Origin of the sequence: Streptomyces sp. NPDC017890 (genome assembly GCF_044328675.1) — a bacterium.
Classification (GTDB): Bacteria; Actinomycetota; Actinomycetes; order Streptomycetales; family Streptomycetaceae; genus Streptomyces.
The window spans coordinates 250,623-276,195 of record NZ_JBIRHU010000005.1 but is presented as its reverse complement, the minus strand read 5'-3'; the positions used below and the strand labels follow the sequence as shown (position 1 = coordinate 276,195).

General features: G+C 72.1%; 26 protein-coding genes and 1 riboswitch. Of the genes, 8 read left to right on the top strand and 18 right to left on the bottom strand.

Annotation, left to right across the window (positions count from 1 at the left end; genetic code table 11):
- Window positions 1-25: 25 nt before the first annotated feature.
- A complete protein-coding gene (locus tag ACH4F2_RS09260) occupies window positions 26-1,525 on the bottom strand; it encodes a PLP-dependent aminotransferase family protein (protein WP_398132066.1) in 1,500 nt (499 codons plus the stop codon).
- Between the two features lie 101 nt (window positions 1,526-1,626).
- Here ACH4F2_RS09260 and ACH4F2_RS09255 point away from each other — a divergent pair, with 101 nt between their 5' ends.
- The 4 genes from ACH4F2_RS09255 (at window position 1,627) to ACH4F2_RS09240 (ending at window position 5,154) form a co-directional block, all read left to right on the top strand.
- Entirely contained in the window at window positions 1,627-2,316 is a 690-nt protein-coding gene (locus ACH4F2_RS09255; RefSeq protein ID WP_398132065.1) for a YitT family protein, read from the top strand.
- A complete protein-coding gene (locus ACH4F2_RS09250; protein WP_398132064.1) occupies window positions 2,313-3,080 on the top strand; it encodes a glycerophosphodiester phosphodiesterase in 768 nt (255 codons plus the stop codon). Before ACH4F2_RS09255 ends, ACH4F2_RS09250 begins: the two co-directional genes overlap by 4 nt.
- 74 nt (window positions 3,081-3,154) lie before the next feature.
- Window positions 3,155-4,501 carry an MFS transporter gene (locus tag ACH4F2_RS09245; RefSeq protein WP_398132063.1) on the top strand — a complete coding sequence of 449 codons (1,347 nt, stop codon included), beginning with the start codon at window positions 3,155-3,157 and terminating at the stop codon, window positions 4,499-4,501.
- A gap of 278 nt (window positions 4,502-4,779) precedes the next feature.
- Window positions 4,780-5,154 (top strand): RNA polymerase-binding protein RbpA, encoded by a 375-nt coding sequence (locus ACH4F2_RS09240; protein ID WP_003977404.1) that lies wholly within the window; start codon window positions 4,780-4,782, stop codon window positions 5,152-5,154.
- A 137-nt stretch (window positions 5,155-5,291) separates the two neighbouring features.
- On the opposite strand, the gene fxsA is transcribed toward ACH4F2_RS09240, so the two are convergent.
- The 4 genes from fxsA to ACH4F2_RS09220 all read right to left on the bottom strand — a co-directional run bounded on the left by fxsA (window position 5,292) and on the right by ACH4F2_RS09220 (window position 9,480).
- Window positions 5,292-5,864, bottom strand: a complete 573-nt coding sequence (fxsA, locus tag ACH4F2_RS09235) for an FxsA family membrane protein (protein WP_398132062.1) — start codon at window positions 5,862-5,864, stop codon at window positions 5,292-5,294.
- 46 nt (window positions 5,865-5,910) lie between these two features.
- Window positions 5,911-6,807, bottom strand: coding sequence for a polyprenol monophosphomannose synthase (locus tag ACH4F2_RS09230; protein WP_398132061.1), 897 nt, complete (start codon window positions 6,805-6,807; stop codon window positions 5,911-5,913).
- A gap of 527 nt (window positions 6,808-7,334) precedes the next feature.
- Window positions 7,335-8,939 carry an amidohydrolase gene (locus ACH4F2_RS09225; protein ID WP_398132060.1) on the bottom strand — a complete coding sequence of 535 codons (1,605 nt, stop codon included), beginning with the start codon at window positions 8,937-8,939 and terminating at the stop codon, window positions 7,335-7,337.
- A 100-nt stretch (window positions 8,940-9,039) separates the two neighbouring features.
- Complete coding sequence (locus ACH4F2_RS09220; RefSeq protein ID WP_142196567.1) at window positions 9,040-9,480, bottom strand: Lrp/AsnC family transcriptional regulator; 441 nt, start codon at window positions 9,478-9,480, stop codon at window positions 9,040-9,042.
- Window positions 9,481-9,747: 267 nt separating this feature from the next.
- Here ACH4F2_RS09220 and ACH4F2_RS09215 point away from each other — a divergent pair, with 267 nt between their 5' ends.
- On the top strand, window positions 9,748-10,185 hold the full coding sequence (locus ACH4F2_RS09215) for a hypothetical protein (protein WP_398132059.1): 438 nt from the start codon (window positions 9,748-9,750) through the stop codon (window positions 10,183-10,185).
- 238 nt (window positions 10,186-10,423) lie between these two features.
- Window positions 10,424-10,705, top strand: coding sequence for a hypothetical protein (locus tag ACH4F2_RS09210; protein ID WP_398132058.1), 282 nt, complete (start codon window positions 10,424-10,426; stop codon window positions 10,703-10,705).
- Here the strand turns inward: ACH4F2_RS09210 and ACH4F2_RS09205 are convergent.
- The 4 genes from ACH4F2_RS09205 to ACH4F2_RS09190 all read right to left on the bottom strand — a co-directional run bounded on the left by ACH4F2_RS09205 (window position 10,668) and on the right by ACH4F2_RS09190 (window position 14,611).
- On the bottom strand, window positions 10,668-11,843 hold the full coding sequence (locus tag ACH4F2_RS09205) for an acyl-CoA dehydrogenase (RefSeq protein ID WP_398132057.1): 1,176 nt from the start codon (window positions 11,841-11,843) through the stop codon (window positions 10,668-10,670). The genes ACH4F2_RS09210 and ACH4F2_RS09205 overlap by 38 nt on opposite strands.
- A 320-nt stretch (window positions 11,844-12,163) precedes the next feature.
- Entirely contained in the window at window positions 12,164-12,823 is a 660-nt protein-coding gene (locus ACH4F2_RS09200) for a TetR/AcrR family transcriptional regulator (RefSeq protein WP_398132056.1), read from the bottom strand.
- An 82-nt stretch (window positions 12,824-12,905) separates the two neighbouring features.
- A complete protein-coding gene (locus ACH4F2_RS09195; protein ID WP_398132055.1) occupies window positions 12,906-13,046 on the bottom strand; it encodes an SCO1431 family membrane protein in 141 nt (46 codons plus the stop codon).
- A gap of 191 nt (window positions 13,047-13,237) precedes the next feature.
- Window positions 13,238-14,611, bottom strand: coding sequence for a peptidase C39 family protein (locus ACH4F2_RS09190; protein WP_398132054.1), 1,374 nt, complete (start codon window positions 14,609-14,611; stop codon window positions 13,238-13,240).
- Between the two features lie 210 nt (window positions 14,612-14,821).
- On the opposite strand from ACH4F2_RS09190, the gene ACH4F2_RS09185 reads away from it, so the two are divergent.
- On the top strand, window positions 14,822-15,442 hold the full coding sequence (locus tag ACH4F2_RS09185; RefSeq protein WP_398132104.1) for a uridine kinase: 621 nt from the start codon (window positions 14,822-14,824) through the stop codon (window positions 15,440-15,442).
- A 430-nt stretch (window positions 15,443-15,872) separates the two neighbouring features.
- Entirely contained in the window at window positions 15,873-17,738 is a 1,866-nt protein-coding gene (locus ACH4F2_RS09180) for an AAA family ATPase (protein ID WP_398132103.1), read from the top strand.
- 69 nt (window positions 17,739-17,807) lie between these two features.
- Here the strand turns inward: ACH4F2_RS09180 and ACH4F2_RS09175 are convergent, their stop codons facing one another.
- The 9 genes from ACH4F2_RS09175 to ACH4F2_RS09135 all read right to left on the bottom strand — a co-directional run bounded on the left by ACH4F2_RS09175 (window position 17,808) and on the right by ACH4F2_RS09135 (window position 25,096).
- On the bottom strand, window positions 17,808-18,845 hold the full coding sequence (locus ACH4F2_RS09175) for a hemolysin family protein (protein WP_398132053.1): 1,038 nt from the start codon (window positions 18,843-18,845) through the stop codon (window positions 17,808-17,810).
- Window positions 18,842-20,173 carry a hemolysin family protein gene (locus tag ACH4F2_RS09170; protein ID WP_398132052.1) on the bottom strand — a complete coding sequence of 444 codons (1,332 nt, stop codon included), beginning with the start codon at window positions 20,171-20,173 and terminating at the stop codon, window positions 18,842-18,844. Before ACH4F2_RS09170 ends, ACH4F2_RS09175 begins: the two co-directional genes overlap by 4 nt.
- A gap of 204 nt (window positions 20,174-20,377) precedes the next feature.
- Window positions 20,378-20,836, bottom strand: a complete 459-nt coding sequence (locus ACH4F2_RS09165) for a PH domain-containing protein (RefSeq protein ID WP_398132051.1) — start codon at window positions 20,834-20,836, stop codon at window positions 20,378-20,380.
- Window positions 20,837-20,856: 20 nt separating this feature from the next.
- Window positions 20,857-21,705: an ATP phosphoribosyltransferase gene (gene hisG, locus ACH4F2_RS09160; protein WP_398132050.1), complete on the bottom strand. Its 849-nt coding sequence runs from the start codon at window positions 21,703-21,705 to the stop codon at window positions 20,857-20,859.
- Window positions 21,706-21,752: 47 nt separating this feature from the next.
- On the bottom strand, window positions 21,753-22,025 hold the full coding sequence (locus ACH4F2_RS09155) for a phosphoribosyl-ATP diphosphatase (RefSeq protein ID WP_030951748.1): 273 nt from the start codon (window positions 22,023-22,025) through the stop codon (window positions 21,753-21,755).
- Between the two features lie 34 nt (window positions 22,026-22,059).
- On the bottom strand, window positions 22,060-22,545 hold the full coding sequence (gene ribH, locus ACH4F2_RS09150; RefSeq protein ID WP_398132049.1) for a 6,7-dimethyl-8-ribityllumazine synthase: 486 nt from the start codon (window positions 22,543-22,545) through the stop codon (window positions 22,060-22,062).
- Between the two features lie 21 nt (window positions 22,546-22,566).
- A complete protein-coding gene (locus ACH4F2_RS09145) occupies window positions 22,567-23,856 on the bottom strand; it encodes a bifunctional 3,4-dihydroxy-2-butanone-4-phosphate synthase/GTP cyclohydrolase II (RefSeq protein WP_398132048.1) in 1,290 nt (429 codons plus the stop codon).
- A complete protein-coding gene (locus ACH4F2_RS09140) occupies window positions 23,853-24,497 on the bottom strand; it encodes a nicotinamide riboside transporter PnuC (RefSeq protein WP_398132047.1) in 645 nt (214 codons plus the stop codon). The genes ACH4F2_RS09145 and ACH4F2_RS09140 overlap by 4 nt, the downstream gene beginning before the upstream one ends.
- Window positions 24,494-25,096 (bottom strand): riboflavin synthase, encoded by a 603-nt coding sequence (locus ACH4F2_RS09135; protein WP_398132046.1) that lies wholly within the window; start codon window positions 25,094-25,096, stop codon window positions 24,494-24,496. The genes ACH4F2_RS09140 and ACH4F2_RS09135 overlap by 4 nt, the downstream gene beginning before the upstream one ends.
- Window positions 25,097-25,248: 152 nt before the next feature.
- Window positions 25,249-25,379, bottom strand: a riboswitch (FMN riboswitch).
- Window positions 25,380-25,573: the final 194 nt, after the last annotated feature.

The window sequence follows — 25,573 nt, the reverse complement described above, 5'->3', positions numbered from 1 at the left end:
GGGGCCGGAGCGACCCACGCCCTCCCTACGCCACGAACGTCCGCGGCGCCTCGCCGCCCCCGACACTCCCGTTCTCCACCAACCGGGCCGCCGCGGCCAGGCGTACCGCCGCCTCCTCGGCCACCGCGCCGCCGACGGTGAACGGCAGCCGGACGTACCCCTCGAAGGCCCCGTCGACCCCGAAGCGCGGCCCGGACGGGACCCGTACCCCCACCCGCTCCCCCGCCTCGGCCAGCCGTGAGCCCGACAGGCCCCCGGTCCGCACCCACAGGGTGAGCCCGCCCCGCGGCACCTCGAACTCCCAGTCGGGCAGCTCCCGTCGTACGGCGGGCACCAGCGCGTCCCGGTTCTGGCGGGCCTGCTCGCGCCGCACCTGCACGGCCTGTTCCCAGCCGCCGGTGCTGAACAGCCAGTTCACGGCCAGCTGCTCCAGCACGGGCGTCCCCAGGTCGGCGTACGCGCGCGCGGCGACCAGGCTGCGGATCACGTCGGGCGCGGCACGGACCCAGCCGATGCGCATCCCGGCCCAGAAGGCCTTGCTGGCGGAACCGACGGTGACGACCGTGGACCCGGCCGGGTCGAAGGCGCACACGGGGCGCGGCATCTCGACCCCCTCCTCCAGCCACAGCTCGCTCATCGTCTCGTCGGCCACGAGCACCGTCCCCGCCGAGCGGGCCGCGTCCACCAGCCGCCGCCGCTGGTCCTCGTCGGCGAGCGCGCCGGTGGGGTTGTGGAAGTCGGCGACGACGTACGCGATGCGGGGCGCCGCCTCGCGCAGCACTTGGCGCCAGCGGTCCACGTCCCAGCCGGTGAGCCCCTCCGCCATCGCGACGGGGACCAGCCGGGCCCCGGCCTCGCGCATCAGCTGGAGAATGTTGGCGTACGAGGGCGACTCCACCGCGATGCGCTCGCCTCGCCCCCCGAAGAGGTGGCAGATGGCGTCGATGGCGCCCATCGCCCCCGTGGTCACCATGATCTGCTCGGGCATCGTCGGGATCCCGCGCGCGGTGTAGCGCTCGGCGATCATCGCGCGCAGTGCGGGCAGCCCGGCCGGATAGTCGCCGTGGGTGTGCGCGTAGGGGGGAAGTTCCTCCAGGGCACCCTGCACGGCACGGGTGAGCCAGGGCTCGGGCGCGGGCAGCGCCGCGCAGCCGAGGTCGATCATCGAGCCGAGCGCCTCGGGCGGCAGCGGCTCCAGACCGCGCGCCGGCAAGGGGTTCCCGGCCGGTACGGCGGTCCAGCTGCCCGCGCCGCGCCGGGACTCCAGGAAGCCCTCGGCGCGCAGCGCCTCGTAGGCGGCGGCGACCGTGGTGCGGCTGACGGTCAGGGACAGTGCCAGCTCACGTTCGGCGGGCAGCCGGGCGGCGACCGGTACACGTCCTTCGAGCACCAGGAGCCGGATGCCGTCGGCGAGCGCGCGATAGGCGGGCGGGCGGCGGGTGCCGGGCCCGGCCGGGCGGTCCTGCTGGGAGCCGAGCAGCCGGGCGAGCTGCCCCGCCCCCACAGCCGAGGTCCACTGCGCCATGTAAATCAGTCCACCTTCCCCGAATTGGCCATGGTTGACTCTCCTTCTCAAGCCACAGGGTGTCATGCAGCAGGCCACTACCTCGACCCAGGGGGCACATCTTGTCCAGGCAGACCAGGCAGACCAGGCAGACCAGGCAATCGGGGCATCGACAGCTCCCCCGGCGACTGACACAGCTCTACGGCGGTCTGGTGCTGTACGGCGCGAGCTCGGCGCTGCTGGTCAGGTCGGGCCTCGGCCTGGAGCCGTGGAACGTCCTGCACCAGGGCCTCGCGGAGCGCACCGGCCTGCCGATGGGCGTGGTGCTGACCCTGCTCGGCGCGGCGATCCTGCTGCTGTGGATCCCACTGCGCCAGCGGCCGGGTCTCGGGACGGTCTCCAACGTGCTGGTGATCGGCGCCGCGATGGACGCGACGTTGGCCGTCGTGCCCGACGCCCACGGCTGGACGCCGCGGATCGCCATGATGGTGGCGGGGATCATCCTGAACGGCGCGGCGACCGGGCTGTACATCGCCGCCCGGTTCGGCCCGGGCCCGCGCGACGGCCTGATGACCGGGCTGAACCGGCGCACGGGGCTGTCGGTGCGCCTGGTGCGGACCGCCGTCGAGATCACCGTCGTGGTGACGGGCTTCGCCCTCGGCGGCACGGTCGGTGTCGGCACCCTGCTCTACGCCGTGTCGATCGGCCCGCTCGCCCAGGTCTTCCTGCGTGTGTTCGCCGTTCCCCCGACACCGGGCGGCAGCACGGTGGTTGCCGCCGGTCGGCCCCGGCGCGCGATACTGCGTCGGTGACCACCGCGATACGCCACCCCTACCTGGACCATCCCGGTCCGATCGCCTTCGCCCACCGGGGCGGCGCGGCGGACGGCCTGGAGAACACGCTGCGGCAGTTCCGGCGCGCGGTCGAGGCGGGCTACCGGTACATCGAGACGGACGTCCACGCCACGCGGGACGGGAAGCTCGTCGCCTTCCACGACGCGACCCTGGACCGGGTGACGGACGGGGCCGGCCGGATCGCCGACCTCACGTGGGAGAGGGTGCGCCGCGCGCGCGTGGCGGGCGTGGAGCCGGTGCCGCTCTTCGAGGATCTCCTGGAGGCCTTCCCCCGGATCCGCTGGAACATCGACGTGAAGGCGGAGCCGGCGCTGCTGCCGCTCCTGGAGCTGATCGAGCGGACGGACACCTGGGACCGGGTCTGCGTCGGTTCCTTCTCCGAGGCCCGCGTCGTCCGCGCCCAGCGCCTGGCCGGCCCGCGCCTGGCCACCTCGTACGGCACCCGGGGCGTCCTCAGCCTGCGGCTGCGCTCCTGGGGCGTCCCTGCCGCGCTGCGCCGCTCGGCGGTGGCCGCACAGGTACCGGAGGTCCAGTCGGGCATCCAGGTGGTGGACGGGCGCTTCGTGCGCACCGCCCACGCGCGCGGGCTCCAGGTGCACGTCTGGACGGTGAACGACCCCGGCCGCATGCACCGCCTCCTGGACCTCGGGGTGGATGGCATCATGACCGATCACATCGACACACTGCGCAAGGTCATGGAGGACCGCGGCGTCTGGGTCTGAGACCGTCCGGCAGCGTCGGCGACCCGCGGCCGAACCCCGGGACGGCGCGCGTTCACGGGGAAGCGAGGGCACGGGTGGGCACCGACACCCTGCGGACGGACGCGGCCGACGGCGCCGACGACCGACGGCGCGAGCAGCGCGGCTGGTACTTCTACGACTGGGCGTGCTCGGTCTACTCGACGAGCGTGCTCACCGTGTTCCTGGGCCCCTATCTGACGTCGGTCGCCGAGGCGGCGGCGGACGCGGACGGGTATGTCCACCCGCTGGGCATACCCGTGCGGGCCGGGTCGTTCTTCGCGTACTCGGTGTCCCTGTCGGTGATCGTGGCGGTGCTGGTGATGCCCCTGGTGGGCGCCGCGGCCGACCGCTCGGGCCGCAAGAAGCCACTGCTGGCCGCCGCCGCGTACACCGGGGCCGCGGCCACGGCGTGCATGTTCTTCCTCGACGGCGACCGCTATCTGCTGGGCGGCCTGCTCCTGGTCGTCGCCAACGCCGCGCAGTCCGTCGCGATGATGCTCTACAACTCCTACCTGCCCCAGATCGCCCCGCCCGAGGAACGCGACGCGGTCTCCTCCCGCGGCTGGGCCTTCGGGTACGCGGCCGGGGCCCTGGTCCTGATCGCGAACCTGGTCCTCTACACGGCCCACGACTCGTTCGGGCTGAGCGAGAGCGCGGCGGTCCGCGTCTGTCTGGCGTCGGCCGGCCTGTGGTGGGGCGCCTTCGCACTCATCCCGCTGCGGCGGCTGCGCGACCGCCGCGCTCCCGCGCGGGAGGCGGCCCTTCCCGGGTTCCGGCAGCTCGCGGCGACCGTCCGCGACATGCGCCGCCGCCCGCTGACCCTGGCCTTCCTGCTGGCGTACCTCGTCTACAACGACGGCATCCAGACGGTGATCTCCCAGGCCTCGGTCTACGGCTCCGAGGAGCTGGACCTCGGACAGTCCACGCTCATCGTGGCCGTCCTGCTGGTCCAGCTGCTGGCGGTGGCGGGCGCGCTGGCGCTGGGCCGGCTGGCCCGGACGTACGGGGCGAAGCGCACGATCCTCGGGTCGCTGGTGGCCTGGACGGTCACGCTCGCGGCCGGGTACTTCCTGCCGGCCGGGGAGCCGGTGTGGTTCTTCGTGCTGGCCGCCGGGATCGGGCTCGTCCTGGGCGGCAGCCAGGCGCTGTCCCGCTCCCTGTTCTCCCACCTGGTCCCGCCCGGCAAGGAGGCCGAGTACTTCTCGGCGTACGAGCTGAGCGACCGCGGGATGAGCTGGCTCGGTCCGCTGCTTTTCGGGCTCACCTACCAGCTGACCGGGAGCTACCGGGACGCGATCATCTCGCTGGTCGTGTTCTTCGTCATCGGTTTCGTGCTGCTCGCGCGGGTCCCGGTGCGGCGGGCGATCGGCGACGCGGGCAACCCGGTACCTGAAAGGATTTAGCACTTGGCGCGAAAGGGCTGTAGTGTACGCGTTTGGCCTGCCAGGCGTACCGTTACTGCGCGTCAAAGGTGCCGAAACGCTATGTCACATCTGCCAGCAGACGTGACAAACCGGACATCGGCGGGTACTGCACTGGTTGCAAGGCTGCGACTGCGACGGCGACGCAGACGCCCGGAACGGGAGTCGGGACGGGAATCTTTACCGCCGCCCGGACGTTGACCGGATGACGACGACAGCGACACCTGTCCTGTGGGCGACAAGCCCGGGAGGCACGATTCATGAGTGAGCGAGCTCTTCGCGGCACGCGCCTCGTGGTGACCAGCTACGAGACGGACCGCGGCATCGACCTGGCCCCGCGCCAGGCCGTGGAGTACGCATGCGAGAAGGGGCATCGATTCGAGATGCCCTTCTCGGTCGAGGCGGAGATCCCGCCGGAGTGGGAGTGCAAGGTCTGCGGGGCCCAGGCACTCCTTGTGGACGGCGACGGCCCTGAGGAGAAGAAGGCCAAGCCCGCGCGTACGCACTGGGACATGCTGATGGAGCGGCGCACCCGCGAGGAACTCGAAGAGGTCCTCGAGGAGCGACTGGCCGTTCTGCGCTCCGGCGCGATGAACATCGCGGTGCATCCGCGAGACAGTCGCAAGAGTGCGTAGCGGGAAACCGTAAGCAGCAGCACAACCGAACACCGCGGGTGCCGTACGTGAGTTCCACGTACGGCACCCGCGGTTTTGGTATGTCCCCCGGCGCGTCCCGGGCCGGGTGAGGCCACGGCTCCGGTCGGCGGAGAGGCTCAGCGCGTCAGCGGAGGACGCGGATCCTGCGGTGCGTCGTCCGGGTCGTCCCGGATGACCTCGCCCTGGACGACCCTGCCGTCCGGCTGGTGCATGCGGGCCTGGCGGAACGCGTCGCCCAGGGTGCCCGGGCCGGCCTCGCGGAGCTTGCGCTCCACCGTCCGCTCCGCGTAGCGGCTCACGGCCTTCTGGACCGGGGGCAGCAGCATGAGCAGGCCCAGCGCGTCCGAGATCAGACCGGGAAGTATCAGGAGGAGTCCGCCCAGCATCATCAGGCCGTTGCCTTCGCTGTTCGGACGGGATTCGGGCATGACGCCCGCCTGCTGCTGTTGCAGCGTCTGCGTGAGGTTCCTGAAGGCCCGGCGGCCCGCACTCTTGATCACCACGGACCCGAGGACGATGCCCGCCACCAGCAGCAGGAAGACCACGAACCCGCTGGAGGCACCCGCGACCACGGTCAGCAGCCAGATCTCCAGCACGAGCCACGCGGCGATGCCCAGCGGCAGGAAGGTGCGCAGCCGGGAGCGCGGGGGCCGGGCGGGGGACCTGGGGGTCTGAGCGCCAGTCGTCATACCCCTAGTGTGCCTGGCCCCGGCTCAGCGCGGCGTAAGGGGACGATCAGGTGTTCTTGTCGGGCGCCTGTACCGGCTCGTCGCCCGGCTCGGCCGCCTTCTCGCCCGGCACTCCGGTCGGCTTGCCGACCGCCCTGCCGGGCTTCGCGTCGGGCTGTCTGTCGCGGCCCAGGACCTTGCCGACCCGCTCCCCCACACCCCACGTGGTGACTCGCCAGAGGGCCTCCACCAGGATGTCGCGGCTCATCTTGGAGTCGCCGAATTCGCGCTCGACGAACGTGATCGGCACCTCGACGACGTGGTACCCCGCCTTGATCGCCCGGCGGGCGAGGTCGACCTGGAAGCAATAGCCCTGGGAAGAGACCTCGTCGAGGCCGAGCCCTTCCAGGGTCTCGCGGCGGAAGGCGCGGTAGCCACCGGTGATGTCGCGCAGCGGCAGGTCGAGCGCGAGGCGGGAGTACATGCTGCCGCCGCGGGAGATGAACTCGCGGGACTTGGGCCAGTTCACCACCCGGCCGCCGGGCACCCAGCGGGAGCCGAGCACCAGGTCCGCGCCCTTGAGGGCGGTCAACAGGCGGGGCAGCTCCTCGGGCTGGTGGGAGCCGTCGGCGTCCATCTCGATCAGCACGCCGTAGCCGTGCTCCAGACCCCAGCGGAAGCCCGCGAGGTAGGCGGCGCCCAGGCCCTCCTTGCCCTTGCGGTGCAGGACCTGGACGTGGTCGTCCTCGGCGGCCAGTTCGTCGGCGAGCTTGCCGGTGCCGTCGGGGCTGTTGTCGTCGGCCACGAGCACGTGCGCCTGAGGGACCGCCTCGCGCACGCGCTCGACGATCGCCTTGATGTTCTCCACCTCGTTGAAGGTCGGAATGATCACCAAGGCCGTGCCCAGGGGGCCGAACCGCCTCCCCCGCCCCGCTTCCGCGGGCGTCCCGTCGCCGTCGTTCACCGCTGCCCCTTCATGTCCGTACGCAGAGGACCACCATAATGGCCGCGGCCTGCGGTGACGTGACAGGACGTTCGTACAGCGGTGTCATTTCCCGAGCACCGGGGTAGGGATGCGCGGTTAAGGACCGTTTCCGCTGCGGATGGGGGCCCGGCGCCCTTCGGGCCGACCCGGGGCCCGCTGGCTGCGGGTCGACCGAAAGCCGTTGTCTACTGAGCGCCCGGGCCCCACCCGGGTCACACCTCCCGACCGGCCGGAATGGTCCCTCGTCGCGGCGCGAGCGCTGAGCCTGGCTCCCAGTGACGGTGCGCCGGTGCGGCACACCGTCCCTGACCCAGCGGCGCCGCGACGCGTACGCGGAGGATTCCCCGGTCGGGCGTCCGGTGGTGGACTCGGCCGAACCTACCGGCCCCCCGCCGTCGCCTGTCAACAGTCGTTCGACCTGCGACTTCCGTACCAACGCGCAGGTCAGAGCCGAGGACGCGCAGGTGGTACGCGGAAGAAGATCATCGCCCCGTCGGCCGTGGAGATCACTCGCCCGGCCGTACGAACACCGTCCGGCCGCCCACCACGGTGCGCAGGCAGACGGGCAGGTCGCGGCCCGGAGTCAGGTCGGGCAGGCCGGGGGTGCCGGAGCGCGGGTCGGTCGACCAGCGCGCGACCCGGTCGTCGGGGGCCTGGACCACGAGCTCGCCGGTACGCCACACGGCGTAGTCGGCGGGGGCGCCCGGCACCAGGACGCCCGCGTCGTCGCGTCCGATCGCCCGCCAGCCGCCGCGTGTGTGCGCAGTGAAAGCGGCACGCACGGAGACGCGGTGCTCCGCCGTGCGGTGGAAGGCGGCGGCGCGGACGGTGCCCCACGGATCGAGGGGCGTGACGGGGCTGTCCGAGCCGAAGGCCAGCGGAACACCGGCGCGCAGCAGGGCCGCGAAGGGGTTGAGGGTGCGGGCCCGCTCGGCACCCAGGCGCTGGGCGTACATGCCGTCCTCGCCACCCCACAGGGAGTCGAAGGCGGGCTGGACGGAGGCGGTCAGGCCCAGCTCGGCGAAGGCCGCGACGGTCTCGGGGGTGAGCATCTCGGCGTGTTCGACGCGGTGGCGGGCGGCACGGACCCGGGCGAGGCCGAGCTTGTCGGCGGCGGCGCGCACGCCCTCCACCACGGCGGTCACGGCGGCGTCGCCGATGGCGTGGAAGCCGGCCTGGAGGCCGGCGTCGGTGCAGGCGGCGACGTGGGCGGCGACGGCGGCGGCGTCCAGGTACGCGGTGCCGGTGTGCTCGGCGTCGGCGTACGGCCGGTGCAGGCAGGCGGTGTGCGAGCCGAGGGAGCCGTCGACGAAAAGGTCGCCCGCGGCGCCGACGGCGCCCAGTTCCCTGGCCTTGTCGACGTCCTGTTCGGCCCAGTATCCGATCACTCGCGGCCCGCGCTCCTGGGCCGCGAGGCGCAGCAGGCCGGTGAGGTCGTCTTCGGAGGAGATCTCCGGGCCTGCGCACTCGTGAACGGTTCCGATGCCGAGGGAGGCGGCGTGCGCGAGGGCGGCGCGCTGGGCCTCGGTGCGCTGGTCGGGGGCGACGGCCCCGAACGCGGCGGCGCGTACGGCGTGGTGGGCGTCGGCGGTGAGCGGGCCGTCCGGCCGGTCGGTGCCCCCCGGGACCAGGTCGAGCAGGGCGGTCGTGACGACGGCCGAGTGGACGTCGATACGGCTGAGGTAGAGGGGCCGGCCGCCGGTGGCCTCGTCCAGCTCGGCACGGGTCGGGGGCAGCCCGCCCTGCCAGCGGGAGGCGTCCCAGCCGTGGCCGAGGAGGACGCGGTCGTCCGGGCGGGCCGCGGCGAAGTCCCGTACGAGGGCGAGGGCCGCCTCGCGGGTGGGGGCGCCGGACAGGTCCAGGCCGGTGAGGGCGAGGCCCGTGGACGTGGTGTGCACGTGTGCGTCGGTGAACGCCGGGGTGACCAGGGCGCCGTCCAGGTCGATCACCTCGTCCACGCCGTCCGCGAAGGCGTCCGCGGCACCCTCCGAGCCGACCCAGGCGACCTGGCCGCGTTCGACGACCATCGCCGTCGCGAAGGGGTCGGCGGGACTGTGGACCTCGCCGCGGCGCAGCAGGACGGTCGTGGACGGGGTGGTGGACTCACTCATGAACACCAGTCTCGCCCCTCACGCGGACCACCCGGCAGGCGGGGCGGCCGCGCCGGCGCGTCCCGGCGCCCGGGGCGACGCGGGCGGCGCCGACCGCCGGTCAGATCCGCGGCGGCCGGGACTCGTACGGCGTCGACAGCACCACGGTGGTCCGGGTCGACACCCCGGCGAGGGAACGGACCCGGGCGAGCAGTTCCTCGAGCTCGTGCGGTGTGGACACGCGCACCTTGAGGATGTAGTTCTCGTCGCCCGCCACGCTGTGGCAGGCTTCGATCTCCGGGACGCCGGCGAGGCGGTCGGCGATGTCGTCGGGGGCACTGGGGTCGAACGGTTTCACCGAGATGAAAGCGGTCATCGGCAGCCCGACGGCCTCCGGGTCGACGACCGCGGCGTAACCGCGGATGACGCCACGCTGCTCCAGCCGCCGCACCCGCTGGTGCACCGCCGACGTGGACAGGCCCGTGGCCTTGCCCAGGTCTGTGTAGCTCATCCGCCCGTCCTTGACGAGCAGCTGCACGATCTGTCGGTCCAGCTCCTCCATGGCGCAAGAACCTACAGTGCGGTTGATCTCCTCGGATACCTGAGCAGTCCAGGTCATGCCCGGTTCGTGATGTGACGGGGAGTCGACCGGCGGCCGAGAGGGGACAAATCCGCCGCACGGGGCACCTGCGAGCGGCATGTGACGAATACCACACACCTTGAACGACCTCCGTGATGTTCTCGTGATTACCCCGCAAGGGGGACGGGAAGTGCTTGCTGTGGTCGAGGCCGCAGTGCCTTCACGGCCCAGCCCGAGGGGGAGAACCCAATGCAGAGTCTTAAGCGCCCTGGACGTACCACGCCCAAGCGGCAGCAGCCGGTCGTCGAGCTCGTATCGGAGGGCGTCGAACCCGACGCCTTCGACGACGAGGAACTCGACACCTACGACACCTACGAGATGTACCGGGTGATCTGCCCGGACTGTGCGCAGCCCATCGCCCTGCTGGCGGACGAGGAGGTGCTGCCGGAGCACGCACTGTGCGCCTCGCCGTGGAACCCGTTCGGGCTCTCGGTCTGCGCGGGCACCGGCCGCAGGGCCACCGAGGCCCGTCCCGCGGACGAGTCGTTCCAGCCCCACGAGCAGGACACCGCGCTGCTGTTGACGCTCCCCCGGGGTCTCGACTGGCGGACCCAGCCCTTCTCCCACGTCGGCGGCCCGGGCTCGCGCCCGATCCGTGTGCCGGCGATGCGGCGCGAGGCGGCCTGAACCGCCTCGGGCACCCACCGTCCGGGGGCGCAGCCCGGCTTTCCGTCGACCAGCCGCGCCACGGCCCGCAGACCGCCGTGGCGCGGGACGGCATGTGCTGTCGCAGGTGATGAGGGCCGGTAGGGGCGACGTGGCGTCAGGACCGGCCCGGCAACGGCGACTCGGCGACGGACGCCCGCGAACTCACTCTCGATTCCGCGGACCGGTGTCCTGCCCGCCGTTGCCGCGTTGCCCGGGTATGACCCCCACGTACTCGGCGACCGGGCGTCGGCACCGCGTGTTCGTCCCGGTGCCCGCGGGACCGGTCCCGCAACTCCCGGATCCGCCGATCTACCGTGAGTTGATGCGAGCCTGGGCCGACCGCGGCCGTACCCTGCCCGGTCGCCACGACCCGGAGTGGGTCAGGCTCGCGGCGCCTCCGCGCGGGCTCGAGGGCTCCTTCGCCACCGGCGACTTCGGCGTCGCCGGCGGCTTCGGCGACTTCAGCGCTCCTCGGGCCCCGCGAGGTGACGGGCGATGACCATCCGCTGGATCTGGTTGGTGCCCTCGACGATCTGCAGCACCTTCGCCTCGCGCATGTACCGCTCGGCCGGGAAGTCCGCGGTGTAGCCGTACCCGCCGAGGACCTGCACGGCGTCGGTGGTGACCCGCATCGCCGTGTCGGTGCAGTGCAGCTTGGCCATGGCAGCCTGCTTGGCGAACGGCAGACCGGCGTCGCGCAGCCGTGCCGCCGTCAGGTACAGCGCGCGGCCGGCCTCGATCTGGGTCGCCATGTCGGCGAGCATGAAGCGCAGCCCCTGGAAGTCGGAGATCGGCTTGCCGAACTGCCGCCGCTCGGCCGCGTAGGACACCGCCTCGTCCAGCGCCGCCTGGGCCACGCCGATCGCACAGGCGGCGATGCCGAGCCGCCCGGAGTCGAGCGCGGACAGGGCGATCGCGAAGCCCTGGCCCTCCTCGCCGAGACGCCGGGCGTCGGGGACCCGCACGCCGTCGAGATGGACCTGCGCCGTGGGTGAGCCCTTGAGGCCCATCTTCTTCTCCGGCACCGCGGCGCTCAGCCCCTCGGCGTCGCCGGGGACCAGGAAGGCGGTGATCCCCCGCGGGCCCTCCTCACCGGTACGCGCCATCACGGTGTAGAAGTCGGCGATGCCGCCGTGCGTGATCCACGCCTTGGTCCCGGTGAGCACCCAGTCCCCCCCGCCCTCGCGCACGGCCTTGGTGCGCAGGGACGCGGCGTCCGATCCCGAGGCGGGTTCGGACAGGCAGTAGGCGCCGAGCAGGCCGCCGCCGAGCATCGCCGGCAGGTGCTCGGACTGCTGCTCCTTGGTGCCGTAGGCGGCGAGCGCGTAGGAGGCGAGCGTGTGCACGCTGACGCCGAGACCGACGGTGAGCCTGACCGCGGCGAGCTCTTCGAGGACCTGGAGGTACACCTCGTACGGCTGATCGCCGCCGCCGTACTCCGCGTCGTAGGGCAGACCGAGCAGGCCGGAGTCGGAGAGCAGGGTGAAGACCTCGCGCGGGAAGCGTCCGGCGTCCTCCTCCTCGGCGGCCCTCGGGGCGATCTCACGCTGCGCGATGTCGCGGACGAGCGAGATCAGATCCCGTGCCTCGTCCGTGGGCAGTTGCCGGTCCACCGGCTGCGGGGCGCGGTCGGGCATGGCGACGCTCTCCTCCCTGTCGGGGCACATCGGCGGATGTGCGCCTTGGGTGGAGGCGGTTCCGCCGGGTCGTTCGGGCCTGGCCGATGCTCGCACTCCCGGGTCGCGGAAGCGGCTGACCAGCGGCTGTGCGCTGTGAGTATGCCCGATCGGAGGCATGGAGTCACCAGTTAACGACCGCTTACTTGGAGAAATGCTCCGGCCGGTGCCTACGTGGGTTCCCAGCAGGCGTGCGCCGAGGAAGACCGGGCCGGTGCGGGGCGGCGGCCCGGACCGCGTTCGGGCCCGCGCGCCGGACTCCGGCCCTCGCCCCTCCTTCGTCAGGCGTCCCGGCGGGCGGGGGCCGGGGCCGGGCAGGCGGGGTCCAGCTCCTCGATGGCGCGCAGGGTGCCGCCGAGCGACTTCACCAGCAGGTCGCGCATGGTCTCGCGGGGCAGTCCGGGGCGGCCGATCCAGTTCAGGGTGGCGCCCTCGACGCCGCACACCCAGGAGAACAGGCCCATACGGGCCAGTGGTCCGACGTCGGAGCGCCCGTACGCTCCTTCGGCGATGGTGACGACGATCGCCTCACGCACCCCGTCGCGGATGGCGTGCACCTCGGCGTCGAAACCGACTCCGCCGGTGACGATCGTGCGGTAGGCGGCCTGGTGGTGTTCGGCGTAGCGCAGATAGCCGTCGATGGTGCGGTGGACGCGGTCCGCCTGAGGCAGTTCGGTGCCGCCCGCGGCGGTGGTGACGAGGTCGGCGACCGAGTCCTGGATGATCGCCAGGTAGTAGCCCCGCTTGGACTGGAAGTAGTAGTAGATCAGCCCTTTGGCGACATGCGCCTGGCGGGCGATGTCGTCCATGGAGAGCGCGTCGTACGACGTGTCGGCGAACAACCGCCGCCCGATGGCGATGAGTTCGGAGCGGCGTGTCAGCGAGCGCTCGGTGCCGCGCGCCCGGGGACGGGCGTCGGCACGCTGTTGACTGATATTCAATTTCGACCCTGGTCTCCTACGGGGGGCAGGACGTCCGCAGTATGGCAGGCCGGGTCGTGGGGCAGGTCACACGAGGGTCACGTCACAGCAGGCCCAGCTGGACCACGAACATCGCGATCACCACGACAAGGGTCCAGCCCATGACGTGCTCGAGGACCTTCGGGCCGTCGTCCTTGGGGCCGCCGGTACGGACACGGGCGGCGGTGGCGGTGTGTGCGCTCATGGCTTCTCGCTGATCTCGACGTTCGGTGGACTTCCCCCCGGCCCCCAGCTCCCCCTGGCGGTCACCCTGTCCACCTTGCCACCGGGAGCGGCTTTTGCGGCGGAGACGTTGGTCACAGCGGGCCGGCGAGCCAGGGCGGACGGCCCCCGGCGCTCGGTGGAGCGGCGTTGGGGGCCGTCGTCGCGGTGCGGTCAGCGCACGCCCACCGCCGCGAGGGCCTTGCGCTGGCGCGGGCTGGGATGGGCCGGGAAGTACAGGTAGCAGACACCGCCCGTACCGGAGGCGACCTTGCCACTGGCGTTGTACCGCTTGGTCCTGAGCCAGATGTTCTCCCACTCGCGGCGCCGGTAGACGCGGCGCACGGCCTCGTTGTCGTCCGAGGCCGGATCGTTGGCGATCACGTCCCCGTCGGCGGTGAAGCCGATCACGGTCATCAGGTGGCCCGAGGTGCCGTAACCGGCCCCGGTCAGCTCCTTCTCCAGGAAGGACTGGGACGTGATGACCGGAATGCCGGCCGCGATCAGCGTCTCGAGGTCGGTGAGGGAACCGAGGCGGGTGACCACGCCCTGGAGGCCCTTGAAGGTGGCCGCGTAGGCGGCGTTGAACGGCCAGTTGCCGCAGCCGGCGTACTGGTGGTCGTACGTGTACCGGGCCGCGTGGCAGACCTGCGGGTCGGCGTAGGAGGGGTCGACCCAGGCGAGCTGCTCCTCGGTGAGCCGGCCACCCCAGTACTCGATGATCATCTGCGAGGAGGTGGGGCTGCACCAGGCCTCGCCGCCGTTGTCGTACTCGGGGTACTGGCCCTTGTGGATCTCCTGCGAGTAGCGCGGGACGTGCAGCTCCTGGGCGAGGCCGGGGGCGGAGGCCGGGACGGTGAAGCGGTCGGGCACGTCGGAGCCCATCGCGCCGAGCCGCCAGACGGTGGGCGTCGCCCTCGTGCCGGGGCGGCGGTGGAGGGTGAGCCTGAGCCGGTAGGAGGCCAGGCGCAGGCCGGTGGAGGCGTCGTCGATGGCGAACGTGTCCGTCCAGACACTGCTCCTGCCGTCGCCCTGGTCGTCGACCGAGGTCCGCTTGATGTCCTGGTCACCGGCCGCCCAGCGGCCCATCACGTACCAGGGGGTGTCCGTGCCGTCGGAGTAGGTGCCCTTGAGCTCGACCTGGATCCAGGTGCCGCTCGGGGTGTGCGCGTTCCAGGAGGCGATGACCTCCGTCGAGGGCACGGTGAGCCGGTGGACGGGCGACGTCCAGGTCGCGTATTCCCAGGTGCCGGCCCTGCCGGTGTGCGGGTCGGTGTAGTCGGTGGTGCCGGCCGGGGCGCCGATCGCGACACCGGGCCGGGCTCCGGCGACGGGGCGGGCACCCTGTGCGACGCCGCCCCGCCAGTCGCGGAACGTGGTCCAGGCGCGGTAGTCGACCTCTCGCGCGGGGGCGCGGCCGGGGTCCGCGCCGCCGGCGCCCGTACCGGGCGCGGCTTCGGCGTTGGCAGGGATCGCGCTGCCCGCCACGGCGGCCGCGACGGCGGCGGCCAGGACGGTTCTGCGGGACGGCTGTTCGGCTCTGCTCATGGGCGGAAGACCCCCAGGTGTCCGAGTCGGGCGGGTCCGTTGCACGGTTGTGCGCCAACTATGGCCGCAGGTGCCCGCTCCTGCCAGCACTTCCGCGCACGCCACGCCATGAATATTGGTGTCGACCAGTGGCGTGGGCACGGGCCGGAGCGGCGCGGTTAGAGTGCGGGGCGAACACCGTCCGTCCCTTCGCGCCGCCCAGGACCCGCCATCCACGACCTCCCCGCCCGGCTCCGCCGGCTTCCCCCCTCCTGCGGGCCCGTGCGCCTGATCGCCGTCGACGGGTACGCCGGCTCCGGGAAGTCCACGTTCGCCGGCCGGCTGGCCGCCGAGCTGGGTGGCGCGCCGGTGCTGCACCTCGACGACATCGCCAGCCACGACGAACTGTTCGACTGGACGGGGCGGCTGCTGAGCCAGGTGATCGAGCCCCTGCGGCGCGGCGACACCGCGCGGTACGCCCCCTACGACTGGCGGACCCGGTCCTTCGGAGCCTCCCGCCCGCTGCCGCCGGCCCCGGTGGTCCTGGTGGAGGGGGTCGGCGCCGGCCGCGAGGCGCTGCGTCCGCACCTGACCCGGCTGCTCTGGATGGAGCTGCCGTGCGAGGAGGCGTGGGCACGCGGACGGGCGCGCGACGGAGCGGAGCAGCGGACGTTCTGGGACGGGTGGATCCCGGCGGAGCGCCGGCACTTCGCCGACGACCCCTCGCGCCCCTACGCGCACCTTCTGGTGCGGCAGAAAGAGGAGGGGTACGAGGTACTCCCGGGACCCGCGGGAACCTCCTCCTCAACCCACTTCCTCACGCAGGGTGACGGACCCTCCGCAATGTGCTGAACTCGTGAAGATCACCGCTCGGCAACCGGCCGGTGCGCCCCAACTGCGCTTGACCCGGGGGCCGTACAGGTCTTACGTTCTGAATGTGCGGCCGCTCGAAGCCGCCGACAGACACGAAGCCCCCGGTTGTTCCCCCGTGACCGGGGGCTTCGTTCTGCCCTGAGCGCGTTTTCCGGCTGCTCCGCGACGCGATCCGCTCACCCTCGGTCACCGCCCCGCGCGCGCCCCGTCTGCTCCCACCCCGTGGAACAGCCCGCCCCGGCACCCTTCGGAGGAAAGACCGCCGCGGGTACGATGCCCTCGGTGCGACCTACGGGCGGTTGCCGCGCGCACCTTGCAACTCCGGTCCGCGGTGAAGCCGTTGACCGAGGCGGTCGACGGGCGACGGCTCGCCGGCATACCGACGGGGGCACGGTACGTGGGGGACGTGATGGACTTCGGCGCGCAGGGCCCGCAGGCCCCGGCCGACCTCGCCTGGCTGCGCGGCGTGGACGCCTACACCATGGGGGCCTATCCGCAGGCGGAGGAGGAGTTCCGGGCCGCGGTACGCATCGACCCCGAGATGGCCGACGGCTGGCTGGGACTGCACGCGCTGCGCGTCGACACCACCAACGCGCTGCTCAGGATGTTCCGGCACCGGGAGCGCTTCGGCGAGCAGCGCGCCCGCCACCGCCGCACCCTCAACTCCTGGTACTGGCTGGGCTGGTGGGTGCAGCCCGTACTGGAGAGTCCTCGCGATCTGCTGCTGGCGCACGCCTCCCACTGGCTGGACGGCCGCCACGTCCCGGAACTGGACCGGGCGCTGGCCGGACTGCCGCCCGTGGACACCGACGCCCAGGTCCGGTTCCTGCACGCTTGCCGCGCCTACCTGGTCAAGGACTGGGAACAGCTCGTCCGGCACACCGACCCGCTGCTCGGCGATCCCCTGCTGGGCATCGAGGCCGGCCTGTTCAGCGGCATGGCGCGGGTACGCCTGGAGATGTACGGACAGGCGGAGCCGCTGCTGTCGGCGGCCCTCATGCGGTGTCGCAGCGAGCAGCCGCAGCGCAAGGAACTGCGGTACTGGCTGGCGCGGGCGCACGAGGGCACGGGGCGCAGCGCCGCCGCGCTGCCGCTGTACCGGGCCGTGCACCGCGTCGACCCCGCCTTCATGGACACCTCGGCCCGGTTGGCGGCGATCGCCGAGGGCGACGGCTACGACGACGCCACCGACCTCGCGGGGCTGGCGCAGGCCGGTATGGGAATGGACGGTTTGGACGGCGCCGACGGACTCGACCCTCTGTTCGGCGCCGAGGAGCGCGGCCTGAAGCTGTCCGCCCCCGAACCCGCGCTGACCGCCCCCCTGCCCACGCTGACCGGACCGTCGGTGCGCGAGAAGGCGGGCGGGCCGGACCCGTCCCTGCCCACCGGGCCCACCGACCCCGCGTTACTGGAGGAGGCGCTCGCCGAGCTGGAGCGCATGGTGGGGCTGGAGCCGGTGAAGCGGCAGGTCAAGGCCTTGTCCGCGCAGCTGAACATGGCGCGGCTGCGGGCCGGTCAGGGCCTGCCGGTCCAGCCGCCCAAGCGCCACTTCGTCTTCTCCGGCCCGTCGGGCACCGGCAAGACCACCGTGGCCCGCATCCTGGGCCGCGTCTTCTACGCCCTCGGCCTGCTCGGCGGCGACCACCTCGTGGAGGCGCAACGGGCCGACCTGGTCGGCGAGTACCTCGGCCAGACCGCCGTGAAGGCCAACGAGCTGATCGACTCCGCGCTCGGCGGCGTCCTCTTCGTCGACGAGGCGTACTCCCTGTCCAACTCCGGTTACGGCAAGGGCGACGCGTACGGCGACGAGGCCCTCCAGGTGCTGCTGAAGCGGGCGGAGGACAACCGCGACCACCTGGTGGTGATCCTGGCCGGCTACCCGGAGGGCATGGACCGGCTGCTGACCGCCAACCCGGGGCTGTCCTCCCGCTTCACCACACGGGTCGACTTCCCGTCGTACCGGCCGCTGGAGCTCACCTCGATCGGTGAGGTGCTCGCGGCCGAGAACGGGGACGGGTGGGACGAGGAGGCACGCGACGAGCTGCGCTCGATCGCCGGGCACGTGGTGGACCAGGGGTGGATCGACGAGTTGGGGAACGGGCGGTTCCTGCGGACGCTGTACGAGAAGAGCTGCGCGTACCGGGATCTGCGGTTGTCCGTGTGCCCCGGGGTGCTGACCCGGGACGATCTGGCGACGTTGCGGTTGCCGGATCTGATGCAGGCGTACGGGGAGGTGCTGTCGGGGAGAGGACCGCAGGACCCCCCGGGGTTGTGAGGCGCCGGCGTTCGGGGCCGGCGCCCGAGGGGGTTCGCTCGCCGCGCCGGCGGGCGGACGCGGCTCGGGTCATGTCGCCAGCGTCACCTCTCTGTGGGCCGGGTCCTTCACCTCGCCCACCAGTAGCTCCAGTACGTCCTCCAGGGCGACGAGCCCCAGTACCTTCCCGGACGCGTCCGTCACCTGGGCGAGGTGGGTCGCCGCCCGGCGCATCACGGTGAGGGCGTCGTCGAGCGGGAGTTCGGGGCGCAGGGTCGTCATCGGGCGCCAGAGCTGCTGCGGGACGGCCCGGTCGGAGTCCTCCAGGTCGAGGACGTCCTTGACGTGGAGGTATCCCATGAAGGCCCCTTTCCCGGCCGCGACCGGGAAGCGCGAGTACCCGGTGCGTGCGGTGAGCCCGACGATCTCGCCCGGTGTGACCGACGGGCTGACGGTGATCAGGGACTCGCGTCCGAGGAGCACGTCGGTGACCGGGCGGGAGCCCAGTTCCAGGGCGTCCTCCAGTCGTTCCTGCTCCTCCGGGTCGAGCAGGCCGGCCTGGCCGGCGTCCTCCACCAGCCGGTTGAGCTGCTCGCTGGTGTAGACGGCCTCGACCTCGTCCTTGGGCTCGACGTGGAACAGCCGCAGAATGCCCTGGGCGCAGGCACCGAGCGCGGCGGTGACCGGCCTGCAGAGGCGGGCGAAGGCGACCAGGCCGGGGCTCAGCCAGAGCGCGGCCTTCTCGGGGGCGGCCATCGCGAGGTTCTTCGGGACCATCTCGCCGATGACGAGGTGGCAGAAGACCACGGCGGCCAGCGCGATCACGTAGCCGAGCGGGTGAATGACGCCGTGCGGCAGGTGCATCCACTCGAAGACCGGCTCCAGCAGATGGGCGACCGTCGGCTCGGCGACCGCGCCGAGCGTCAGTGAGCAGACGGTGATGCCGAACTGGGCCGCGGCCATCATCTGCGGCAGCCGCTCCAGCCCGTACAGCACCTGCCGGGCCCGGGCGGTGCCGAGCGGTTCGATCTGGCTGCGGCGCACCGAGACGAGTGCGAACTCGGCGCCGACGAAGAAGCCGTTCGCGAGCACGAGCAGCGCCGCGAGAAGGAGTTGCAGAACGCTCATCGGGCGGCCTCCAGTACGGACACGGGCGCCGTCCGCACCAGTCGCGTCCGTTCGGCTCGGTAGTGGCCGACCTGGCGGACCGAGAGCCGCCAGCCGGGCAGTTCCGCCCGGTCGCCGACGGCGGGGATGCGGCCGAGCAGGTCGGCGACCAGGCCGGCCACGGTCTCGTACGGTCCCTGGGGGGCTTCGAGGCCGATACGTCGCAGGGCGTCGACGCGGCAGCTTCCGTCGACGTCCCAGGCGGGACGGCCGTCCTCCGGCGGGGCGGGGGCCAGTTCGGGGACGTCGAGGCCGTCGTGCTCGTCACGGACCTCGCCGACGATCTCCTCGACGATGTCCTCCAGGGTGACGACGCCGGCGGTGCCGCCGTACTCGTCGACGACGACCGCGATGGGCTGCTCGCTGCGCAGGCGCGTGAGCAGCGGCCTGACGGGCAGGGTCTCGGGGACGAGGAGCGCCGGGCCGGCGATCCGGCCGGCGGTGGTCCGCAGCCGGTCGTGCGCGGGGACCGCGAGGGCGTCCTTGAGGTGGACGATGCCGACGATCTCGTCGATCTTCTCCCGGTAGACGGGGAAGCGGGACAGGCCGGTGGCGCGGGTCAGGTTGACGACGTCCTGGGCGGTGGCCGAGAAGTGCAGGGCGCTGACCTTCACGCGCGGGGTCATGACGTGCTGAGCGGTCAGTTCACCCAGCGACAGGGTCCGTACGAAGAGTTCGGCGGTGTCCTGTTCCAGGGCGCCGGCCCGGGCGGAGTGCCGGGCCAGGGAGACCAGTTCGCCGGGGGTGCGGGCGGAGGCCAGCTCTTCGGTGGGTTCGATGCCGAGAGCGCGGACGAGGCGGTTGGCCACGGCGTTCAGCGCGGCGATCACCGGGTGGAACAGGCGGGCGAAGGCGTGCTGCGGGCCCGCGACGAAGCGCGCGACCTGCAGGGGCCTGGACACCGCCCAGTTCTTGGGTACGAGCTCGCCGATCACCATCTGCACCGCCGAGGCCAGCAGCATGCCCACGACGACACAGACACCGGGAACCGCGCCGTCGGGGATGCCGGTCGCCGTGAACGGGCCGTCCAGGAGCTGGGCGAGCGCCGGCTGGGCGAGCATGCCGACCACGAGGGAGGTGATGGTGATGCCGAGCTGGGTGCCGGAGAGCTGGAAGGACAGCTCCTTGAGGGATTCGACGACCCGGCGGGCACGTCGGTCGCCGTCGGCGGCGGCCCGCTCGGCGTCCGGCCGTTCGACGGTGACCAGACCGAACTCGGCGGCGACGAAGAAGCCGTTGGCGAGGATCAGCAGGAACGCGGCTGCCAGGAGCAGCAGGGGGGTGGTCATGATGCCGCCGCCTGTGGGGTGTCACAGCAAGGGGCGGCGCAGGTACTGCAGGACGATCCGTCCATCGCCGGAGGGAGTCACTCCTCGGGTAGCGGGAACCCCCGCGCACCGGGCGGAGCGACAGGGGCGAGGACGCGACGGCCGCGTCCTCGGTCCCAGATTAGTCACGGAGGGGGTGCCTGCGGCAGGGTCGCCGCACCCGCGTCAGCCGCGCGGAGGCTCGGGGACGGCGGCGGAGCGGGCTTCGACGAGGGCGCGCAGAGCACGCGCGTCCTGGATCGCGCGCTGCCGGGCGATGCCCGGCTGGATCCCGAGCGCGGGCAGGCTGGTGCCGTCGCTGAGGTCCAGGAAGGCCCAGGGGTCACCCTGCCGGAGGTTGACCCGGAGGATCTCGGCCCAGGCGAGGCGCCGCTTGGTGGTGAGGTTGACGACGGTGACGCCCGCCTCGTCGGCGGTGACCCGGGGCCGGGCCAGCAGGAGCAGGACCCCGGCGAGGAGGAGGGCGGTCAGCATGAAGCTGAGGCGCTCTCCCGTGCCGAGGCCCTCCAGCAGCATGCCGACCGCCGTGATGGCCGCGAAGGTGAGGACGGCAAGGGCGGTCAGGACGGCGCGGGTGCGGCCCGGCCGGAAGGTGACGGGCAGGTCCGGCGTGGTGTCGGGCATGACATGGCTCCGGGTCGTGCTCAGAGTCGGCAGGCGTGGATGGCCGTGGTGAGGATGGCCCGGGCGCCGATCTCGTACAGGTCGTCCATGATCCGCTGGGCGTCCTTGGCGGGGACCATCGCGCGGACGGCGACCCAGCCCTCGTTGTGCAGCGGGGAGACGGTCGGGGACTCCAGGCCGGGGGTGAGCGCGACTGCCTTCTCCAGCTGCTCCACCCGGCAGTCGTAATCCATCATCACGTACGTCCGGGCCACCAGCACACCCTGGAGGCGGCGCAGGAACTGCTGGACCTTGGGCTCCTCCGCGTCCGCGCCGGAGCGGCGGATCACGACGGCCTCGGACTTCATGATGGGCTCGCCGAAGACTTCCAGGCCCGCGTTGCGCAGGGAGGTGCCGGTCTCGACGACGTCCGCGATGACCTCGGCGACGCCGAGCTCGATGGCGGTCTCGACGGCGCCGTCGAGGTGGACGACGGAGGCGTCGACGCCCCGGTCGGCCAGGTGGGCCGCGACGATGCCCTCGTAGGAGGTGGCGACGGTCCGGCCCTTGAGGTCCTCGATGCCGTTCGCGGTGCCCGGCTTGCCGGCGAAGCGGAAGGTGGAGCGGGCGAAGCCGAGCGGGAGGATCTCCTCGGCGTCGGCGCCGGAGTCGATCAGCAGGTCGCGGCCGGTGATGCCGATGTCGAGCTTGCCGGAGGAGACGTAGATCGCGATGTCGCGGGGGCGCAGGTAGAAGAACTCGACCTCGTTGGTCGGGTCGACGATGCGCAGTTCCTTGGACTCGCGGCGCTGCTGGTAGCCGGCCTCATGCAGCATCTCCCCCGCGGGGCCTGACAGGGAACCCTTGTTGGGGACGGCGATGCGCAGCATGAGGTCGGCTTCCTTTGCGTGAAGGGGTGAAAAAAGAGGGGCTCGTTTTACAGGTGGGCGTAGACGTCGTCCAGGGAGATGCCGCGGGCGACCATCATCACCTGGACGTGGTACAGCAGCTGGGAGATCTCCTCGGCCGCCGCCTCCTTGCCCTCGTACTCGGCGGCCATCCAGACCTCGGCGGCCTCCTCGACGACCTTCTTGCCGATGGCATGGACTCCCTTGTCCACCAGTTCGGCGGTGCGGGAGGTGGCGGGGTCGCCGTTCGCGGCCTTGTGCTGGAGCTCGGTGAAGAGCTCCTCGAAAGTCTTCTTGGACATGGTGGCGCCCACTTTACGCGTAGTGCCGACCGGCCTAACGCCACGGTTCGGATACTGAGCGGAGGGTGGCCGCCGTGGCGACCGCCGCGGTCACCGCCTCGTGGCCCTTGTCCTCGCTGGAGCCCTCGATGCCGGCCCGGTCCAGGGCCTGCTCCTCGGTGTCGCAGGTGAGCACGCCGAAGCCGATGGGGACACCGGTGTCGACCGAGACCTGGGTGAGGCCCTGGGTCACTCCCTGGCACACGTAGTCGAAGTGGGGGGTGCCGCCGCGGATGACGACGCCGAGGGCGACGATCGCGTCGTAGCCGCGTCCGGCGAGGACCTTGGCGACGACCGGGAGCTCGAAGCTGCCGGGGACCCTGAGCAGGGTCGGCTCGTCGATGCCCAGCTCGTGCAGGGCGCGCAGAGCGCCGTCCACCAGTCCGTCCATCACCTTGTCGTGCCACTGTGCCGCGATGACGGCGACCCGCAGGTCGCCCACGTTGCGTACGGACAGCTCCGGTGCACCCTTGCCGCTCACGTCTCTCCTCGCGTTGCTTGCTTACTGGTTGCCGCAGGTGGACACGGGCGTCGTGTCCAGCCAGGGCAGGTCGTGTCCCATCCGGTCCCGCTTGGTGCGCAGGTAGCGGAGGTTGTGTTCGCCGGCCTGGACGGGCATCGGCTCGCGGCCGGTGACCTCGATGCCGTGCCGTTCCAGGGCGTCGCTCTTGTCCGGGTTGTTGGTCATCAGGCGGACGGCGCGCACGCCGAGGTCGCTCAGGATCTGGGCGCCGGCACCGTAGTCGCGGGCGTCGGCGGGCAGGCCGAGTTCCAGGTTGGCGTCCAGGGTGTCCCGGCCGCGCTCCTGGAGTTCGTAGGCGCGCAGCTTGGACATCAGGCCGATGCCGCGTCCCTCGTGGCCGCGCAGGTAGACGACGACTCCCCGGCCCTCGGCCTGGATGCGGTCCAGGGAGGCGTCCAGCTGGGGGCCGCAGTCGCAGCGCTGGGAGCCGAAGACGTCGCCGGTGAGGCACTCGGAGTGGATACGGGTCAGGACGTCCGCTCCGTCACCGATCTCGCCGTGCACCAGGGCGACGTGCTCGACGCCGTCGACGGTGGAGCGGTAGCCGTACGCCGTGAAGTCGCCGTGCCGGGTGGGCAGGTGTACCTCTGCCTCGCGGCGGACGGTGGGCTCCTCGCTGCGGCGGTAGGCGACGAGGTCCTCGATGGAGATGATCGTCAGGCCGTGCTTGCGGGCGAACGGGATCAGCTCGGGCAGCCGCAGCATGCGCCCGTCCTCGCCGGCGATCTCGACGATGGCGCCGGCCGGACGCAGGCCCGCGAGGCGGGCGAGGTCGACGGCGGCCTCGGTGTGGCCGCCTCGGACGAGCACGCCGCCGGAGCGGGCGCGCAGCGGGAAGATGTGCCCGGGGCGGACCAGGTCGGTCGGTTCGGCGGTGCCGCTCGCCAGGAGCTGGAGGGTGGTGGCGCGGTCGGCGGCCGAGATGCCGGTGCTGACGCCGTGCGCGGCGGTGGCGTCCACGGAGACGGTGAAGGCGGTCTTCATCGACTCGGTGTTGTCGTCGACCATCTGCGGGAGCCGCAGCCGGTCCAGTTCGTCGCCCTCCATGGGGGCGCAGATCAGTCCGCGGCACTCGCTCATCATGAAGGCGACGATCTCCTCGGTCGCCTTCTCGGCGGCGATGACGAGGTCGCCCTCGTTCTCGCGGTTCTCGTCGTCGACGACGACGACCGGGCGTCCGGCGGCGATGTCCGCGATGGCCTGTTCGATCGGGTCGAGGGCCAGGTCGTCGAGGCCGTCGGTGCTGTAGAGGATCGGTGCCGTGCTCATGCGGGCGCTCCTTCCGGGACGGGCCGCGCCGCGGTGCGGGAGCGCAGCCACCAGTCGCGCAGGCCCCACAGAACGAGCGCGCCGTAGATGACGTAGACGAAGCCGGAGAAGGCGAAGCCGTTGGCGAAGTTCAGCGGGACGCCGACCAGGTCGACCAGCAGCCAGGCGAACCAGAACTCGACCATGCCGCGGGCCTGGGCGTACATGGCGACGACGGTGCCGACGAAGATGTACGCGTCCGGCCAGGGGTCCCAGGACAGGGTCGGGAAGGCGGTGAACAGGCCGCCGACGGCGAGGGTGCCGATCGCTGCGGCGGCGAGCAGGGCGCCGCGCTCTCGCCAGGTGGCGAACCGGACGGCGATGGAGCCGTCCTGCGTCTGCTGCCGGCCGCGGTTCCACTGCCAGAAGCCCCAGGCGGCGACGACCATGACGACGATCTGCTTGCCCGCGCTGCCGGAGAGGTGGGCGGTGGCGAAGGCCGTGAAGAGGACGAGCCCGGAGACGAACTGCACGGGCCAGGTCCAGATGGAGCGTCGCCAGCCGAGGGCGAGGCCGAGCAGGCCGATCACGTTGCCGATCATGTCCGACCATTTGATGTGCTGGTCGAAGAGCGTGAACGCCTCGGAGTTGAGCCAGTTCACCGGGTGCCCCCCTGGGCGCCGAGCAGGCGCTCGACGTACTTGGCGATGACGTCCACCTCGAGGTTGACCGGGTCGCCGGGCTGCTTCAGGCCGAGCGTGGTCAGGGCGAGGGTGGTGGGGATGAGGCTGACGGTGAAGAAGTCGGGGCCGGCGTCGACGACGGTGAGGCTGATGCCGTCGACGGTGATGGAGCCCTTCTCCACGACGTAGCGGGTGAGGTCCGCGGGGAGGGAGATCTTCACGAGCTCCCAGTGCTCGGAGGGCTTGCGCTCCAGGATCTCGCCGGTGCCGTCGACGTGGCCCTGCACGATGTGTCCGCCGAGCCGGGCGCCGACGGCGGTGGGGCGCTCCAGGTTGACGCGGGAGCCGGTGGTGAGGACGCCCAGGCTGGAGCGGTTCAGGGTCTCGGCCATCACGTCCGCGGTGAACTCGTCGCCCTCGTGGTCGACGACCGTGAGGCAGACGCCGTTGACGGCGATGGAGTCGCCGTGGCGTGCGCCTTCGGTGACCACGGGGCCGCGCAGGCGGAAGCGACAGGCGTCGTCGAGGGTTTCGACGGCGGTGATCTCGCCCAGCTCTTCGACGATTCCGGTGAACACTTCCCGGGTCCTCCCTGCCTCTTCGGGCACGGACTCCGGGGCTGTCGAGGACGACAGAGACCGCGAGCGAGGACACCGGGAACGACGCCGGACGGGACCCGCCCGGCGTCGGGCGAGCCCAGAGGTCGGCGGCGCGCACGTGTGCTCGCCCGCCGCGCACTGCCTCCCATCCGGACTTTAACCGTCGGTCCAGGAATTTCACCTGGTCAACCGGTCGCTGGAGGCGACCGGGTCGCGGACTGTAACCGCCGGTTCGGACTTTCACCGACCCCGGAGTGCGCTGCTTCTGGTACAGGGCCAGTGTGCCACGCCTGATCCCCGTCCACGCGGACGGAGTGTGTGGAGTGGCTCACAGAGCGCTCCCTCCCGGGGTCCGGTCGCGCCACGACCTCCCCCAACCGGGGTGCTGCCACCCCGCCTTGAGATTGGTCCATACCTATTGACTCACTGGTCTAGTCCTCTCTAGGGTCTGCGCAA